General features: G+C 39.5%; 14 protein-coding genes, 4 pseudogenes and 1 other annotated feature. Of the genes and pseudogenes, 17 read left to right on the forward strand and 1 reads right to left on the reverse strand.

Annotated features, from left to right (window positions below):
- Positions 1–326 precede the first annotated feature (326 nt).
- From QMQ21_RS05025 to QMQ21_RS05055, 7 genes and pseudogenes are all read left to right on the forward strand, one after another.
- Positions 327–926, forward strand: a complete 600-nt coding sequence (locus tag QMQ21_RS05025; RefSeq protein ID WP_261814013.1) for a DUF6088 family protein — start codon at positions 327–329, stop codon at positions 924–926.
- A gap of 234 nt (positions 927–1160) precedes the next feature.
- Positions 1161–2550: pseudogene (pgdA, locus tag QMQ21_RS05030) on the forward strand (peptidoglycan-N-acetylglucosamine deacetylase PgdA).
- A gap of 113 nt (positions 2551–2663) precedes the next feature.
- Positions 2664–3506 (forward strand): aldo/keto reductase, encoded by an 843-nt coding sequence (locus tag QMQ21_RS05035; RefSeq protein WP_261814015.1) that lies wholly within the window; start codon positions 2664–2666, stop codon positions 3504–3506.
- 272 nt (positions 3507–3778) lie between these two features.
- Positions 3779–4540 (forward strand): hypothetical protein, encoded by a 762-nt coding sequence (locus QMQ21_RS05040; protein ID WP_000429571.1) that lies wholly within the window; start codon positions 3779–3781, stop codon positions 4538–4540.
- A gap of 367 nt (positions 4541–4907) precedes the next feature.
- Complete coding sequence (gene glyQ / locus QMQ21_RS05045) at positions 4908–5825, forward strand: glycine--tRNA ligase subunit alpha (RefSeq protein ID WP_000038752.1); 918 nt, start codon at positions 4908–4910, stop codon at positions 5823–5825.
- Between the two features lie 211 nt (positions 5826–6036).
- Positions 6037–8073, forward strand: coding sequence for a glycine--tRNA ligase subunit beta (gene glyS, locus QMQ21_RS05050; RefSeq protein ID WP_261814016.1), 2037 nt, complete (start codon positions 6037–6039; stop codon positions 8071–8073).
- A 42-nt stretch (positions 8074–8115) separates the two neighbouring features.
- On the forward strand, positions 8116–8373 hold the full coding sequence (locus QMQ21_RS05055) for a DUF896 family protein (protein WP_000371298.1): 258 nt from the start codon (positions 8116–8118) through the stop codon (positions 8371–8373).
- Between the two features lie 99 nt (positions 8374–8472).
- Here the strand turns inward: QMQ21_RS05055 and QMQ21_RS05060 are convergent.
- Positions 8473–8682 (reverse strand): annotated as a pseudogene (locus QMQ21_RS05060) (FAD:protein FMN transferase); the annotation flags it as partial.
- A gap of 37 nt (positions 8683–8719) precedes the next feature.
- On the opposite strand from QMQ21_RS05060, the gene QMQ21_RS05065 reads away from it, so the two are divergent.
- The 10 genes and pseudogenes from QMQ21_RS05065 (at position 8720) to QMQ21_RS05110 (ending at position 15611) form a co-directional block, all read left to right on the forward strand.
- Entirely contained in the window at positions 8720–9523 is an 804-nt protein-coding gene (locus tag QMQ21_RS05065; RefSeq protein ID WP_080674646.1) for an IS5 family transposase, read from the forward strand.
- A gap of 145 nt (positions 9524–9668) precedes the next feature.
- Positions 9669–9885 (forward strand): annotated as a pseudogene (locus QMQ21_RS05070) (hypothetical protein).
- A gap of 32 nt (positions 9886–9917) precedes the next feature.
- Positions 9918–10505 carry an ABC transporter ATP-binding protein gene (locus QMQ21_RS05075; protein WP_023936431.1) on the forward strand — a complete coding sequence of 196 codons (588 nt, stop codon included), beginning with the start codon at positions 9918–9920 and terminating at the stop codon, positions 10503–10505.
- A gap of 3 nt (positions 10506–10508) precedes the next feature.
- Positions 10509–11691 (forward strand): annotated as a pseudogene (locus tag QMQ21_RS05080) (hypothetical protein).
- Between the two features lie 163 nt (positions 11692–11854).
- Positions 11855–11986: a sequence feature (ribosomal protein L20 leader region), on the forward strand.
- Between the two features lie 15 nt (positions 11987–12001).
- A complete protein-coding gene (infC, locus tag QMQ21_RS05085; RefSeq protein ID WP_000848180.1) occupies positions 12002–12532 on the forward strand; it encodes a translation initiation factor IF-3 in 531 nt (176 codons plus the stop codon).
- A gap of 32 nt (positions 12533–12564) precedes the next feature.
- Positions 12565–12765, forward strand: a complete 201-nt coding sequence (gene rpmI, locus QMQ21_RS05090) for a 50S ribosomal protein L35 (protein ID WP_001125943.1) — start codon at positions 12565–12567, stop codon at positions 12763–12765.
- Positions 12766–12816: 51 nt separating this feature from the next.
- Positions 12817–13176 carry a 50S ribosomal protein L20 gene (gene rplT / locus QMQ21_RS05095; RefSeq protein ID WP_000124834.1) on the forward strand — a complete coding sequence of 120 codons (360 nt, stop codon included), beginning with the start codon at positions 12817–12819 and terminating at the stop codon, positions 13174–13176.
- Positions 13177–13233: 57 nt separating this feature from the next.
- Entirely contained in the window at positions 13234–13614 is a 381-nt protein-coding gene (gene gloA / locus QMQ21_RS05100) for a lactoylglutathione lyase (RefSeq protein WP_000157159.1), read from the forward strand.
- A 247-nt stretch (positions 13615–13861) separates the two neighbouring features.
- A complete protein-coding gene (locus QMQ21_RS05105; protein ID WP_261814019.1) occupies positions 13862–14662 on the forward strand; it encodes a dihydroorotate dehydrogenase electron transfer subunit in 801 nt (266 codons plus the stop codon).
- Between the two features lie 10 nt (positions 14663–14672).
- Positions 14673–15611, forward strand: a complete 939-nt coding sequence (locus QMQ21_RS05110; RefSeq protein ID WP_000210693.1) for a dihydroorotate dehydrogenase — start codon at positions 14673–14675, stop codon at positions 15609–15611.
- Positions 15612–15645 lie beyond the last annotated feature (34 nt).

Consider the following 15645-nt stretch of genomic DNA (forward strand, 5'->3'; position numbering starts at 1 on the left):
GTCAGGAAAGTCAAAGTAATTTCTATTATAGTAGATTGAAACTAGAATAGTGCGCCTCTACTTCTAAAACATTGTTAGAAATCGATTTGACTGTCCTGATCGAATCGTCCTATTCTTATTTCATTTTACAATATAAAAGAAATAAATACAGCTGACTATCATGATTTTTATAATCAAGCGATTACTGAAATAAGAAATGGGATAAAAATGGATAGAGATGTTACATAAGAAATTGTAAGAGGTCTGTTCCCTCTTGATAAAATGACTCTCATTTGACTTTTTGCACCAAAAGTAGCATCATATTCGGTGCAAAGGAGGTGCGATAGATGAACGATAAGCAGGAAATAGTAAACAGGATAGAAAATTTTGAATCGAATCAAATTTTTATAGCAAATGATTTCTTTGATATTGCAGGATATGAAACTGTTCGTAGTACATTAAATCGTCTTGTAAAAGACAAAAAGGTTACTCGCATTTTGAAAGGTATTTATTATAAACCAAAATATATAGAACTGATTGGAGAGTATGCAATGGCCTCTGTGGATGAAGTTGCTGATGCTATTGCTAGAAAATATAATTGGACCATTGCTCCATCGGGGAACACAGCCCTTAATTTACTTGGTTTATCTACGCAGGTACCAGCAAAATGGATCTATATATCAGATGGAAGATATGCCAGTTTTAATGTTGGTAAGGCAAGAATAGAATTTAAGCATAGAAATAATGGAGATATTTCAAATATGTCAACCTTAACTGCAATGGTGATACAATCTGTCAAGGCAATGGGGAAAGAGAACATTACTTCTCAGCGGATTGACTACTTACGGAAAAAATTATCTGAAGAAGAAAAGTCAACATTACTAGCTGAAGGTAAAACTACAAGTGTCTGGGTATATAGTATTATCAAGAAAATATCAGAGGTATAGGGATGTTTGAGGATAAATCGACTGGGAAAAATAAATCAATTTCTCAGAATGTTTTTAGAAGTGACGGTGTCTATTCTAGCTTCAATCTACTAGAAATTCCATAGATAGAAAACTAGATGGTTCCTATAGATAGGGCTGATCTAGTTGATGTGAGATGCTTTGGCTTGCTAGAGGAATTGTGGATTGCCAAACTGTATCATTGAAATTATTGCTTAAATTTGTTATGATATAAATATGAATAAAAGTAGACTGGGACGTGGCAGACACGGGAAAAAGAGACATATATTATTGGCTTTGATTGGTATTTTAGCAATTTCTATTTGCCTATTAGGCGGATTTATTGTTTTTAAAATGTATCAGCAAAAAAGCTTTGAGCAAAAGATTGAATCGCTCAAAAAAGAGAAAGACGATCAATTGAGTGAGGGAAATCAGAAGGAGCATTTTCGTAAGGGACAAACCGAAGTGATTACCTATTATCCTCTCCAAGGGGAGCAAGTGATTTCGTCTGTTAAGGAGCTGATAAATCAAGATATTAAGGACAAGCTAGAAAGTAAGGACAATCTTGTTTTCTACTATACAGAGCAAGAAGAGTCAGGTTTAAAGGGAGTCGTCAATCGTAATGCGACGAAACAAATCTATGATTTAGTTGATTTTAAGGTTGAAGAGACTGAAAAGACCAGCCTAGGAAAGGTTCACTTAACAGAAGATGGGCAACCTTTTACACTTGACCAACTGTTTTCAGATGCTAGTAAGGCCAAGGAACAGCTGATAAAAGAATTGACTTCCTTCTTACAGGATAAGAAATTGGAGCAAGACCAGAGTGATCAGATTGTTAAAGGTTTCTCCGACCAAGACTTATCTGCATGGAATTTTGATTATAAGGATAGTCAGATTATCCTTTATCCGAGTCCTGCGGTTGAAAATTTAGAAGAGATAGCCTTACCAGTATCTACTTTCTTTGATGTTATCCAATCTTCGTACTTACTCGAAAAAGATGCGGCCTTGTACCAGTCTTACTTTGATAAGAAACATCAAAAAGTTGTCGCTCTAACCTTTGATGATGGTCCAAATCCAGCAACGACCCCAGGCATTGGAGACTCTAGCTAAATATGGTGTTAAAGCCACTTTCTTTGTGCTTGGGAAAAATGTTTCTGGGAATGAGGACTTGGTGAAGAGGATAAAATCTGAAGGTCATGTTGTTGGGAACCATAGTTGGAGCCATCCGATTCTCTCGCAACTTTCTCTTGATGAAGCTAAAAAGCAGATTACTGATACTGAGGATGCGCTAACTAAAGTGCTGGGTTCTAGTTCCAAACTCATGCGCCCGCCTTATGGAGCTATTACAGATGATCTTCGCAATAGCTTGGATTTGAGCTTTATCATGTGGGATGTGGATAGTCTGGACTGGAAGAGTAAAAATGAAGCAGCTATTTTGACGGAAATTCAGCATCAAGTAGCTAACGGCTCTATCGTTTTGATGCATGATATTCACAGTCCGACAGTCAATGCCTTGCCAAGGGTCATTGAGTATTTGAAAAATCAAGGTTATACCTTTGTGACCATACCAGAGATGCTCAATACTCGCCTAAAACCTCATGAGCTGTATTATAGTCGTGATGAATAAGCAAGAAAAAATAGGTCTGTCAGATATGTGATAGACTTATTTTTTACAAAAGATAGTACTAATTAGCAAAAAAATTATGCTATAAATGATAAATAAAATAGAAGGAGAAGCATATGAATACCTATCAATTAAATAATGGAGTAGAAATTCCAGTTCTAGGATTTGGAACTTTTAAGGCTAAGGATGGAGAAGAAGCCTATCGTGCAGTGTTAGAAGCCTTGAAGGCTGCTTATCGCCATATTGATACGGCAGCTATTTATAAAAATGAAGAAAGCGTTGGTCGTGCCATTCAAGATAGCGGAGTTCCACGAGAGGAATTGTTCGTAACTACCAAGCTTTGGAATAGTCAGCAAACCTATGAGCAAGCTTGTCAGGCTTTTGAAGAGTCTTTAGAGAAGCTGGGCTTGGACTATTTGGATTTGTATTTGATTCATTGGCCGAACCCAAAACCGCTCAGAGAAAATGACCAATGGAAAATCCGAAATGCAGAAGTTTGGAGAGCGATGGAAGACCTCTATCAAGAAGGGAAAATCCGTGCTATCGGTGTTAGTAATTTTCTTCCCCATCATTTGGATGCCTTGCTTGAAACAGCAAAAATTCTTGAAGCGGTCAATCAAATCCGCTTGGCGCCAGGTGTCTATCAAGAGGAAGTTGTAGCTTACTGTAGAGAAAAAGGAATTTTATTGGAAGCTTGGGGACCTTTTGGTCAGGGAGAACTGTTTGATAGCAAGCAAGTCCAAGAAATCGCAGCAAATCATGGAAAGTCTGTTGCTCAGATAGCCTTGGCCTGGAGCTTGGCAGAAGGATTTTTACCGCTTCCGAAATCTGTCACAGCGTCTCGTATTCAGGCTAATCTTGATTGCTTCGGAATTGAACTTAGTCATGAGGAGCGAGAAACCTTAAAAGCGATTGCTGTTCAGTATGGTGCTCCACGAGTTGATGATATGGATTTCTAGAAAATCATAAAAAGAATTGTACATTATTCTAATTTTTGATATAATAGTCAGCAGGAAAGAAAGTCTTATGGCGTTCTTCAAGCGAGCTTGGGATAGTGGGAGCCAAGTAGGGCAAAATAAAGTGCTGGCGCTTTCTGTCGTATTTTCAAAAACAATGAAGTAATAAATTAGGGTGGAACCGCGTTTCTGACGCCCCTAGGTTAAATCAACCTAGGATTGTTGGACGCGGTTCTTTTGCTTATTCAGTCTATTGTGTGAAAGAAAGGAGAGACGTGGAAAACCTTTATCTTGTAAAAGACGATAGTCAACTAGCTACATTTCGTGATTTTGTAGTAAGAAATACTGAAAAGTTGAAAGATTATCAATCTTTTTTAAAGAATGAACTTGCAGTCTGTGATTTACCGCAAGCCGTTATTTGGTCAGATTTTAATGCTGCTACACAGATTATTAGGGAAAGCGCTGTTCCAGCCTATACAAATAATAGACGAATGGTTATGACGCCTGATTTAGCTGTTTGGAAAGAGTTATATTTGTATCAGTTGATGGACTACAAGTGTTCTCAGCAAACTCAAGCAATAGAAAGTCACTATCATTCTTTATCTGAAAATTTCCTCTTACAGATTGTAGGACATGAGCTAGCTCATTGGTCGGAGCATTTTTTAGATGATTTTGATGGTTACGACTCTTATATCTGGTTCGAAGAGGGGATGGTTGAATATATTAGTCGCAAGTATTTCTTGACAGAAGAGGAATTTCAAGCGGAAAAAATTTGTAATCAATCTCTCGTAGAACTTTTTCAGAAGAAGTATGGTTGGCATTCACTGAATGATTTTGGTTCTTCGACTTATGATAAGAACTATGCAAGTATTTTTTATGAATACTGGCGCAGCTTTTTGACAGTAGATAAGTTGGTAGAAAATTTAGGTAGTGTACAAACGGTCTTCGATTCTTATTATCTATGGGCAAATACAGATAAAACTCTTCCCTTGTTAAATTGGTTTGTTCAGCAGAAATTAATTGAAAAAGAAATATAAAAACTAAAGGAGTAAACAATGTCTAAAAAATTGACTTTCCACTGCGTCAGTGGCAGAAACCTCCTTATAGTCGGACTGCCCCACGCTCAGCACTAGAGTGCCTGAGCTAGACGCAGTACTAACTCGTCTTGCCTCGTATGATCGACGAGGCAGACTGGTGTCGCAAGAAATCATTTTTTATTAAGGAGTATTCAATGTCTAAGAAATTAACATTTCACTGCGTCAGTGGCAGAGACCTCCTTACAGTCGGGCTGCCCCACGCTCAGCACTAGAGTGCCTGAGCTAGACGCAGTACTAACTCGTCTTGCCTCGTATGATCGACGAGGCAGACTCGTGTCGCAAGTAATTTATAAAAAAGGAGTAAACAATGTCTAAAAAATTGACTTTCCAGGAAATCATCCTTACTTTACAACAATTTTGGAATGACCAAGGTTGTATGCTTATGCAGGCTTATGATAATGAAAAAGGTGCGGGAACCATGAGTCCTTACACTTTCCTTCGTGCTATCGGACCTGAGCCATGGAATGCGGCTTATGTAGAGCCATCACGTCGTCCTGCTGACGGTCGTTATGGGGAAAACCCTAACCGTCTTTACCAGCACCACCAATTCCAAGTGGTTATGAAACCTTCTCCGTCAAACATTCAAGAACTTTACCTTGAGTCTTTGAAAAAATTGGGAATTAATCCGTTGGAACACGATATTCGTTTCGTTGAGGACAACTGGGAAAATCCATCTACTGGTTCAGCTGGTCTTGGTTGGGAAGTTTGGCTTGATGGGATGGAAATCACCCAGTTCACTTATTTCCAACAAGTTGGTGGATTAGCAACTGGCCCTGTGACTGCGGAAGTTACCTATGGTTTGGAGCGCTTGGCTTCTTACATTCAAGAAGTAGACTCTGTCTATGATATCGAGTGGGCTGATGGTGTAAAATACGGAGAAATCTTTATTCAGCCTGAGTACGAACACTCAAAATATTCATTTGAAATTTCAGATCAAGAAATGTTGCTTGAAAATTTTGATAAGTTTGAAAAAGAAGCTGGTCGTGCATTAGAAGAAGGCTTAGTTCACCCTGCCTATGACTATGTTCTCAAATGTTCACATACCTTTAACCTGCTTGATGCGCGTGGTGCCGTATCTGTAACAGAGCGCGCAGGCTATATCGCTCGTATCCGTAACTTGGCCCGTGTCGTAGCCAAAACCTTTGTCGCAGAACGCAAACGCCTAGGCTACCCACTTTTGGATGAAGAAACAAGAGCTAAACTCCTAGCAGAAGACGCAGAATAAAGAGAGTGACAAATTACGAAAATGGGCGAACAGAGTGAGCCCTGAGCCAGTTGCCGCAGTGATGAAGGTATCCTTAGTGAAACTAAGGATACTAGGCAAAATTGGAGACTTTTGGCTCCAATTTTAGCAATGAAACAACGAAGTTGGTTGCTTGCGTGCCAATCACATAAGGCAAACTGGAAAATAAAAAGATACTTTTCGGAGAAAAAACATGACAAAAAACTTATTAGTAGAACTCGGTCTTGAAGAATTACCAGCCTACGTTGTCACACCAAGTGAAAAACAACTAGGAGAAAAAATAGCAGCCTTCCTCAAGGAAAACCGCTTGTCTTTTGAAGCTATTCAAACCTTCTCAACACCACGTCGTTTGGCTGTTCGTGTAACTGGTCTTGCAGACAAACAGTCTGATTTGACAGAAGATTTCAAGGGTCCAGCAAAGAAAATTGCCTTGGATAGTGATGGAAATTTCACCAAAGCAGCTCAAGGATTTGTCCGTGGAAAAGGATTGACTGTTGAAGATATCGAATTCCGTGAAATCAAGGGTGAAGAATATGTCTATGTCACTAAGGAGGAAGTTGGTCAAGCAGTTGAAGCCATTGTTCCTGGTGTTGTAGATGTCTTGAAGTCATTGACTTTCCCTGTCAGCATGCACTGGGCTGGAAATAGCTTTGAATACATTCGTCCTGTTCACACTTTAACAGTTCTTTTAGATGAAGAAGAGTTTGATTTGGATTTCCTTGATATTAGGGGAGAGCGTGTGAGCCGTGGCCATCGTTTCTTGGGACAAGAAACCAAGATTCAGTCAGCCTTGAGCTATGAAGAAGACCTTCGTCGTCAGTTTGTAATTGCAGATCCACGTGAACGTGAGCAAATGATTGTTGACCAAATCAAGGCAATCGAAGCTGAGCATGGTGTAGGTATCGAGATTGACGCTGATTTGCTGAATGAAGTCTTGAACTTGGTTGAATACCCAACTGCCTTTATGGGAAGTTTTGATGCTAAATACCTTGAAGTTCCAGAAGAAGTTTTGGTGACTTCAATGAAGGAACACCAACGTTACTTTGTTGTCCGTGATCAAGATGGTAAACTCTTGCCAAACTTCATTTCTGTTCGTAACGGAAACGCAGAACATTTGGAAAATGTCATCAAAGGAAATGAAAAAGTCTTGGTAGCCCGCTTGGAAGACGGAGAATTCTTCTGGCGTGAAGACCAAAAATTGGTGATTTCTGACCTTGTTGAAAAATTAAACAATGTCACTTTCCACGAGAAGATTGGTTCCCTTCGTGAACACATGATTCGTACGGGTCAAATCGCTGTACTTTTGGCAGAAAAAGCAGGTTTATCAGCGGATGAAACAGTTGACCTAGCTCGTGCAGCAGCCATTTACAAGTTTGACTTGTTGACAGGTATGGTTGGTGAATTTGACGAGCTCCAAGGAATTATGGGTGAGAAATATGCCCTTCTTGCTGGTGAAACTCCAGCAGTGGCAACTGCTATTCGTGAACACTACATGCCTACATCAGCTGAAGGAGAACTTCCAGAGAGCAAGGTTGGTGCAGTGCTTGCTATTGCAGATAAATTGGATACGATTTTGAGTTTCTTCTCAGTAGGTTTGATTCCATCAGGTTCTAATGACCCTTATGCCCTTCGTCGTGCGACGCAAGGTGTAGTTCGTATATTGGATGCCTTTGGTTGGCACATTGCTATGGACGAGCTGATTGATAGCCTTTATGCTTTAACATTTGACAGCTTGACTTATGAAAATAAGACAGAGGTTATGAACTTTATCAAGGCTCGTGTTGATAAGATGATGGGTTCTACTCCAAAAGACATTAAGGAAGCCGTTCTTGCAGGATCAAACTTTGTTGTGGCAGATATGTTGGAAGCAGCAAGTGCTCTCGTAGAAGCAAGCAAGGAAGAAGACTTCAAACCATCCGTTGAATCACTCTCTCGTGCCTTTAACTTGACTGAGAAGGCAGAAGGAGTAGCCACAGTTGATTCAGCTCTCTTTGAGAATGAAGAAGAGAAAACCTTGGCAGAAGCAGTAGAATCACTCGTTTTGTCAGGGACTGCCAGTCAGCAATTGAAACAGCTCTTTGCTCTTAGCCCAGTCATTGATGCATTCTTTGAGAATACCATGGTTATGGCTGAAAATGAAGCAGTCCGTCAAAATCGTTTGGCAATCTTGTCTCAATTAACCAAGAAAGCAGCTAAACTTGCACGTTTTAACCAAATCAATACCAAATAAAATCTGTTAAACGGATTAAATCTTATCATAAAGGAGAGAAACATGGATCCTAAAAAAATTGATCGTATCAATGAGCTTGCCAAAAAGAAAAAAGCAGAAGGCTTGACATCAGAAGAAAAAGTGGAACAAGCTAAACTACGTGAGGAGTACATTGAAGGTTATCGTCGCTCTGTTCGTCACCACATTGAGGGAATCAAAATTGTGGACGAAGAAGGTAATGATGTTACACCAGAAAAACTACGTCAGGTACAACGTGAAAAAGGATTACATGGTCGTAGTCTTGATGATCCAAATTCATAATATGTATTCTTTCTTTTTTAAAACTAAATGACTATAACATGAGATTTCCTTTCTCTTTTTACATAATACAATTTTAAAACTCCATTGAAACAGTTGTCTCTATAGAGTAGGAATTCCTGAAGAACAGCTTAGGTGACCTTCTTTATCGATGAGGATGGCTTCGATGCCCTCAAAACTTTCGACTTGCCAGAGGATAGAAGCATGTCTTTCTCCAAAGAGTCGAGTCGTTCAGATTTCGCCATCGACTGATTTATCAGAGATGATTGTTAGACTCGCTAGTTCCGTTTCAACAGGATATCCTGTTTGATTAGACTTCCTGCGAAACAATATATGGTAGAATAGTTCTATGAATTATGAAGCAAGTAAACAACTAACTGATGCACGATTTAAGCTCCTGGTTGGTGTTCAGCGCACGACTTTTGAAGAGATGTTAGCTGTATTAAAAACAGCTTATCAAGGTAAACACGCAAAAGGGGGACGAAAACTCAAATTAAGCCTAGAAGACCTTCTTATGGCCACTCTTCAATATGTGCGAGAATACCGCACTTATGAAGAAATTGCGGCTGATCTTGGTATCCACGAAAGCAACTTAACCCATCGGAGTCAATGGGTTGAAGTAACTCTTGTTCAAAGTGGTTTTACGATTTCAAGAACTCCTCTCAGTTCTGAGGACACGGTAATGATTGATGCGACGGAAGTAAAAATCCATCGCCTTAAAAAACAATTAGCGAATGATTCTGGTAAAAAGAAATGCCACGCTATGAAGGCTCAGGCGATTGTCACAAGCCAAGGGAGAATTGTTTCTTTGGAGATCACTGTGAACTATTGTCATGATATGAAGTTGTTCAAAATGAGTCGCAGAAATATCGGACAAGCTGGTAAAATCTTGGCTGACAGTGCTTATCAAGGACTCATGAAGATATATCCTCAAGCACAAACTCCGAGGAAATCAAGTAAACTTAAGCCATTAACTCTTGAAGACAAAGCCTGTAACCATGCACTATCTAAGGAGAGCAGCAAGGTTGAGAATATTTTTGCCACAGTAAAAACGTTTAAAATGTTTTCAACAACCTATCGAAATCATCGTAAACGCTTCGGATTACGAATGAATTCGATTGCTGGCATTATCAATCATGAACTAGGATTCTAGTTTTGCAGGAAGTCTAGTAGTAAAATAAACTAAAAATCTGTTGCATAATAATGATAAAAACGATATAATGAAAGCGTCTTCGATATTGATGATATAAAATCATTAAAAATTAGCAAAAATCGTTTAATTAGTTAGTTTATAATCTATTGGTCTTCTTCAGTCCAGTGTATCTGCTAAGACCGTTCTTAAAAGTTATCGCTATGATTGGAATACCTACTATAGGTATAGTATGAATTACCACAGATATGGATATATTGTCATTGGAATGGTCTTCTTATTATAGCTATTCTGAGTATAAAGTTGGCGGAGGCTGGAACTACGATCGTTATGAGGTAGTAAACCATTACAAAGGAGGCTATTGATCCTTAAAGAGTGAGAAAAAGGAGGACTGGATATGTTACAGCTTACTCATGTGACCTTAAAAACGCGACAAGTCATCTTGCAAGATGCGGATTTCACCTTTAATAAAGGCAGGGTTTATGGTGTTCTCGCTATCAATGGCTCTGGAAAGACGACCCTGTTCCGCGCCATTAGCAACTTAATCCCCATAAGTAGTGGAAATATCGCAGTCTCTCCTTCTTTATTTTATTATGAGAGTGTTGAATGGCTGGATGGAAACTTAAGTGGGATGGACTATCTTCGCCTTATAAAAAGCATCTGGAAGTCAGACCTGAACTTGAGGGATGAAATCGCCTACTGGGAAATGTCTGACTATATCAGCCTTCCCATTCGCAAGTATTCCCTAGGCATGAAGCAACGCTTGGTGATTGCCATGTATTTCCTCAGTCAGGCCAAATGCTGGCTTATGGATGAAATTACAAATGGCTTAGATGAGTATTATCGACAGAAGTTTTTTGATAGGCTGGCACAAATCGATAGACAAGAGCAGCTGGTTCTTTTAAGTTCCCACTATAAGGAAGAGTTGGTTGATGTCTGCGATAGAGTAGTAACCATTCATCAGGGGCAGATAGAAGAGGTTTAGTTTATGAAAGATGTTAGTCTATTTTTATTGAAAAAAGTTTTCAAAAGTCGTTAAACTGGATTATCTTACTTTTATTTGCATCTGTACTCGGTGTTACCTTTTATTTAAATAGTCAGACTGCAAACTCACACAGCTTGGAGAGCGAGTTGGAAACCAGTGTTGTAAAATATGAGAGAATCATCAATGAAAATGAAGTGAAGCTTTCCCAAATGTCTGACACCAGCTCGGAGGAATACCAGAGTGTTAAAAGTAATTTAGACTTGCAAAAAAATTTTTTAACGCAAAAGAAAGAAATTTTGAATTTACTAAAAGAAGGACGATGGAAAGAAGCCTATTATTTGCAGTGGCAAGATGAAGAGAAGAATTATGAAGTTATGTCAAATGAACCGACTGCTAGCTCTGACTTTAAAATGGCGGTTGACCGCCAACGAAAGATTTACCAAGCCCTGTATCCCTTGAACATAAAAGCACATACTTTGGAGTTTCCGACCCACGGGATTGACCAGATTGTCTGGATTTTAGAGGCTATCATCCCAAGCTTGTTTGTGGTTGCTATTATTTTATGCTAACGCAACTATTTGCAGAAAGATATCAAAATCATCTGGACACAGCTCAGTTATATCCTTTTTCAAAAGTGACATTTGCTTTATCCTCTCTTGGAGTTGGAGTGGGCTATGTAACTGTGCTGTTTATCGGAATCTGTGGATTTTCTTTTCTAGCGGGAAGTCTGATAAGTGGTTTTGGACAGTTAGATTATCCCTACCCAATTTATAGCTTAGCGAATCAAGAGGTAACTATTGGAAAGATACAAGATGTGTTATTTCCTGGCTTGTTCTTAGCTTTCTTAGCCTTTATCGTCATTGTGGAAGTCGTGTATTTGATTGCTTACTTTTTCAAGCAAAAAATGCCTGTCCTTTTTCTTTCACTCATTGGGATTGTTGGCTTATTGTTTGGCATCCAAACAATTCAGCCTCTTCAAAGGATTGCACATCTGATTCCCTTTACTTACTTGCGTTCAGTGGAGATTTTATCTGGAAGATTACCTAAGCAGATTGATAATGTCAATCTAAATTGGAGCATGGGGATGGTCTTACTTCCTTGCTTGATTATCCTTTTGCTATTGGAAATTCTATTTATTGAAAGATGGGGAAGTTCACAGAAAAAAGAATTTTTTAATAGATTCTAGCTTTCCTATAGGTAGGGAAAATAAGTAAAAACTAACATAGAGAGGGAATCAACTTGATTCTCTCTTTTTGATTCGAAAACCAAACCAAAATACAAACACAAACTTTTCAAAAAATAACTTTTTATCTTGACAAGAGCTAGAAAACTTGGTATCATATAAAAGTTGAGAAAAGCAGAAGTGAGAGCTTCTCGCCTTGTGACATTAAGTTGCCTGGCCCTACGGATGAAAAGTTTCGAAGAAACGCTATCATAACGTGCGGGCTTGTATATTTACGAGTCCGCTATTGTTTTTCTCTAATAAAACAAAAGAGGTGAAAACCATAGCAAAGCAAGACTTATTCATCAATGATGAGATTCGTGTACGTGAAGTTCGCTTGATTGGTCTTGAGGGAGAACAGCTAGGCATCAAGCCACTCAGTGAAGCGCAAGCTTTGGCTGATAACGCTAATGTTGACCTAGTATTGATTCAACCCCAAGCCAAACCGCCTGTTGCAAAAATTATGGACTACGGTAAGTTCAAATTTGAGTACCAGAAGAAGCAAAAAGAACAACGTAAAAAACAAAGCGTTGTTACTGTGAAAGAAGTTCGTCTAAGTCCAACAATTGACAAGGGTGACTTTGATACAAAACTTCGTAATGCACGTAAGTTCCTTGAAAAAGGAAATAAAGTTAAGGTATCTATTCGCTTTAAGGGTCGTATGATTACCCATAAAGAGATTGGTGCAAAAGTTTTAGCCGAGTTTGCTGAAGCAACTCAAGATATTGCCATCATCGAACAACGTGCTAAAATGGATGGACGTCAAATGTTCATGCAATTGGCGCCAGCGACTGACAAAAAATAATTGTCAGAAAGTTAAATAAAGGAGAAAAAATCATGCCAAAACAAAAAACACACCGCGCATCAGCTAAACGTTTCAAACGTACAGGTTCTGGTGGACTTAAACGTTTCCGTGCTTATACTTCTCACCGTTTCCACGGAAAAACTAAGAAACAACGTCGTCATCTTCGTAAAGCATCTATGGTGCATTCAGGAGATTACAAACGTATCAAAGCAATGCTTACTCGCTTGAAATAATAGCTTGACTGTAAGTAAATAATTCTAGGAAATATTTGGAGGAAATAAAACATGGCACGTGTTAAAGGTGGCGTTGTATCACGCAAACGTCGTAAACGTATTCTTAAATTAGCAAAAGGTTACTATGGAGCTAAACACATCTTGTTCCGTACTGCAAAAGAACAAGTAATGAACTCTTACTACTATGCATACCGTGATCGTCGTCAGAAAAAACGTGACTTCCGCAAATTGTGGATCACTCGTATCAACGCGGCAGCTCGTATGAACGGACTTTCATACTCACAATTGATGCATGGTTTGAAATTGGCTGAGATCGAAGTTAACCGTAAAATGCTTGCTGACTTGGCTGTTAACGATGCAGCAGCTTTCACAGCTCTTGCAGATGCAGCTAAAGCAAAACTTGGTAAATAACAACTGATGAGACTGGAAGAGGATTGTCCAGTCTTTTTAAAAATAAAGGAGAAAAATATGGCTTCAAAAATGCTACATACTTGCTTGCGAGTAGAAAATCTTGAAAAATCAATTGCATTCTATCAAGATGCTTTTGGTTTTAAAGAATTGCGTCGCAGAGATTTTCCAGATCATGCCTTCACGATTGTCTATCTAGGTCTTGAGGGTGATGACTATGAGTTGGAATTGACTTATAACTACGATCACGGCCCTTATGTGGTTGGAGATGGCTTTGCTCATATCGCCCTAAGTACACCTGATCTTGAGGTTCTTCATCAAGAGCACAGTGCAAAAGGCTATGAAGTGACTGAGCCAAATGGCCTACCAGGAACTACACCAAACTATTACTTTGTCAAAGACCCTGATGGCTACAAGGTCGAAGTCATTCGTGAAAAATAATCTCATGAGGTCAAGTAGAATGTTCCTTTTCTACTTGACTTTTTTTAGCTGAAAGAGTATACTAATAAAAATTTAACCTTTAAGGGGAGTCCAGAGAGACTCACAAGGTGTCAGATAAAAGAATAGTACAATTTTCTAGAGGAGACTTTTGAGTTTGCTCTCTTCTGTTGTACAATTTTAACTGAGGCCTTGCACTAGCAAGGTCTTTTCTTTGTCTGGTCCCCTTAAAATTTAAGGAGGAAAAGTCATGAATCCCACATGTAAGAAACGTTTGGGTGCCATTCGTTTGGAAACCATGAAGGTGGTTGCACAGGAGGAAATCGCGCCAGCAATCTTTGAACTAGTCTTAGAAGGAGAAATGGTTGAAGTCATGCGAGCAGGACAATTTCTACATCTGCGTGTGCCTGATGATGCCCATCTTTTGCGTCGTCCTATTTCAATTTCGTCTATCGATAAGGTTAAGAAGCAGTGTCATCTCATTTACTGGATTGAGGGAGCTGGGACTGCAATTTTTTCAACCTTAAGTCAGGGAGACACTCTTGATGTGATGGGGCCTCAGGGAAATGGTTTTGACTTGTCTGACCTTGATGAGCAGAATCAGGTTCTCCTTGTTGGTGGTGGGATTGGTGTTCCACCCTTGCTTGAGGTGGCCAAGGAATTGCATGAACGTGGAGTGAAAGTAGTGACAGTCCTCGGTTTTGCTAATAAGGATGCTGTTATTTTGAAAACGGAATTGGCTCAGTATGGTCAGGTCTTTGTAACGACAGATGATGGTTCTTATGGCATCAAGGGAAATGTTTCCGTTGTTATCAATGATTTAGATAGTCAGTTTGATGCTGTTTACTCGTGTGGGGCTCCAGGAATGATGAAGTATATCAATCAAACCTTTGATGATCACCCAAGAGCCTATTTATCTCTGGAATCTCGTATGGCTTGTGGGATGGGAGCTTGCTATGCCTGTGTTCTAAAAGTACCAGAAAGCGAGACGGTCAGCCAACGCGTCTGTGAAGATGGTCCTGTTTTCCGCACAGGAACAGTTGTATTATAAGGAGAAAATTATGACTACAAATCGATTACAAGTGTCTCTACCTGGTTTGGATTTGAAAAATCCGATTATTCCAGCATCAGGCTGTTTTGGCTTTGGACAAGAGTATGCCAAGTACTATGATTTAGACCTTTTAGGTTCTATTATGATCAAGGCGACAACCCTTGAACCACGTTTTGGGAATCCAACTCCAAGAGTGGCAGAGACGCCTGCTGGTATGCTCAATGCAATTGGCTTGCAAAATCCTGGTTTAGAGGTTGTTTTGGCTGAAAAGCTACCTTGGCTGGAAAGAGAATATCCAAATCTTCCTATTATTGCCAATGTAGCTGGTTTTTCAAAACAAGAGTATGCAGCTGTTTCTCATGGGATTTCCAAGGCAACTAATGTAAAAGCTATCGAGCTCAATATTTCTTGTCCCAATGTTGACCACTGTAATCATGGACTTTTGATTGGTCAAGATCCAGATTTGGCTTATGATGTGGTGAAAGCAGCTGTGGAAGCCTCAGAAGTGCCAGTTTATGTCAAATTAACCCCGAGTGTGACCGATATCGTTACTGTCGCAAAAGCTGCAGAAGATGCGGGAGCAAGTGGCTTGACCATGATCAATACTCTGGTTGGAATGCGCTTTGACCTCAAAACCAGAAAACCAATCTTGGCCAATGGAACAGGTGGAATGTCAGGTCCAGCAGTCTTTCCAGTAGCCCTCAAACTCATCCGCCAAGTAGCCCAAACAACAGACCTGCCTATCATTGGAATGGGGGGAGTGGATTCGGCTGAAGCTGCCCTAGAAATGTATCTGGCTGGGGCATCTGCTATCGGAGTTGGAACAGCTAACTTTACCAATCCTTATGCCTGCCCTGACATCATCGAAAATTTACCAAAAGTCATGGATAAATACGGTATTAGCAGTCTGGAAGAACTCCGTCAGGAAGTAAAAGAGTCTCTGAGGTAACCTGCAATCAATCTGTTCTTGATTTTTTATTAGT

The sequence above is a fragment of the Streptococcus bouchesdurhonensis genome, assembly GCF_948472335.1.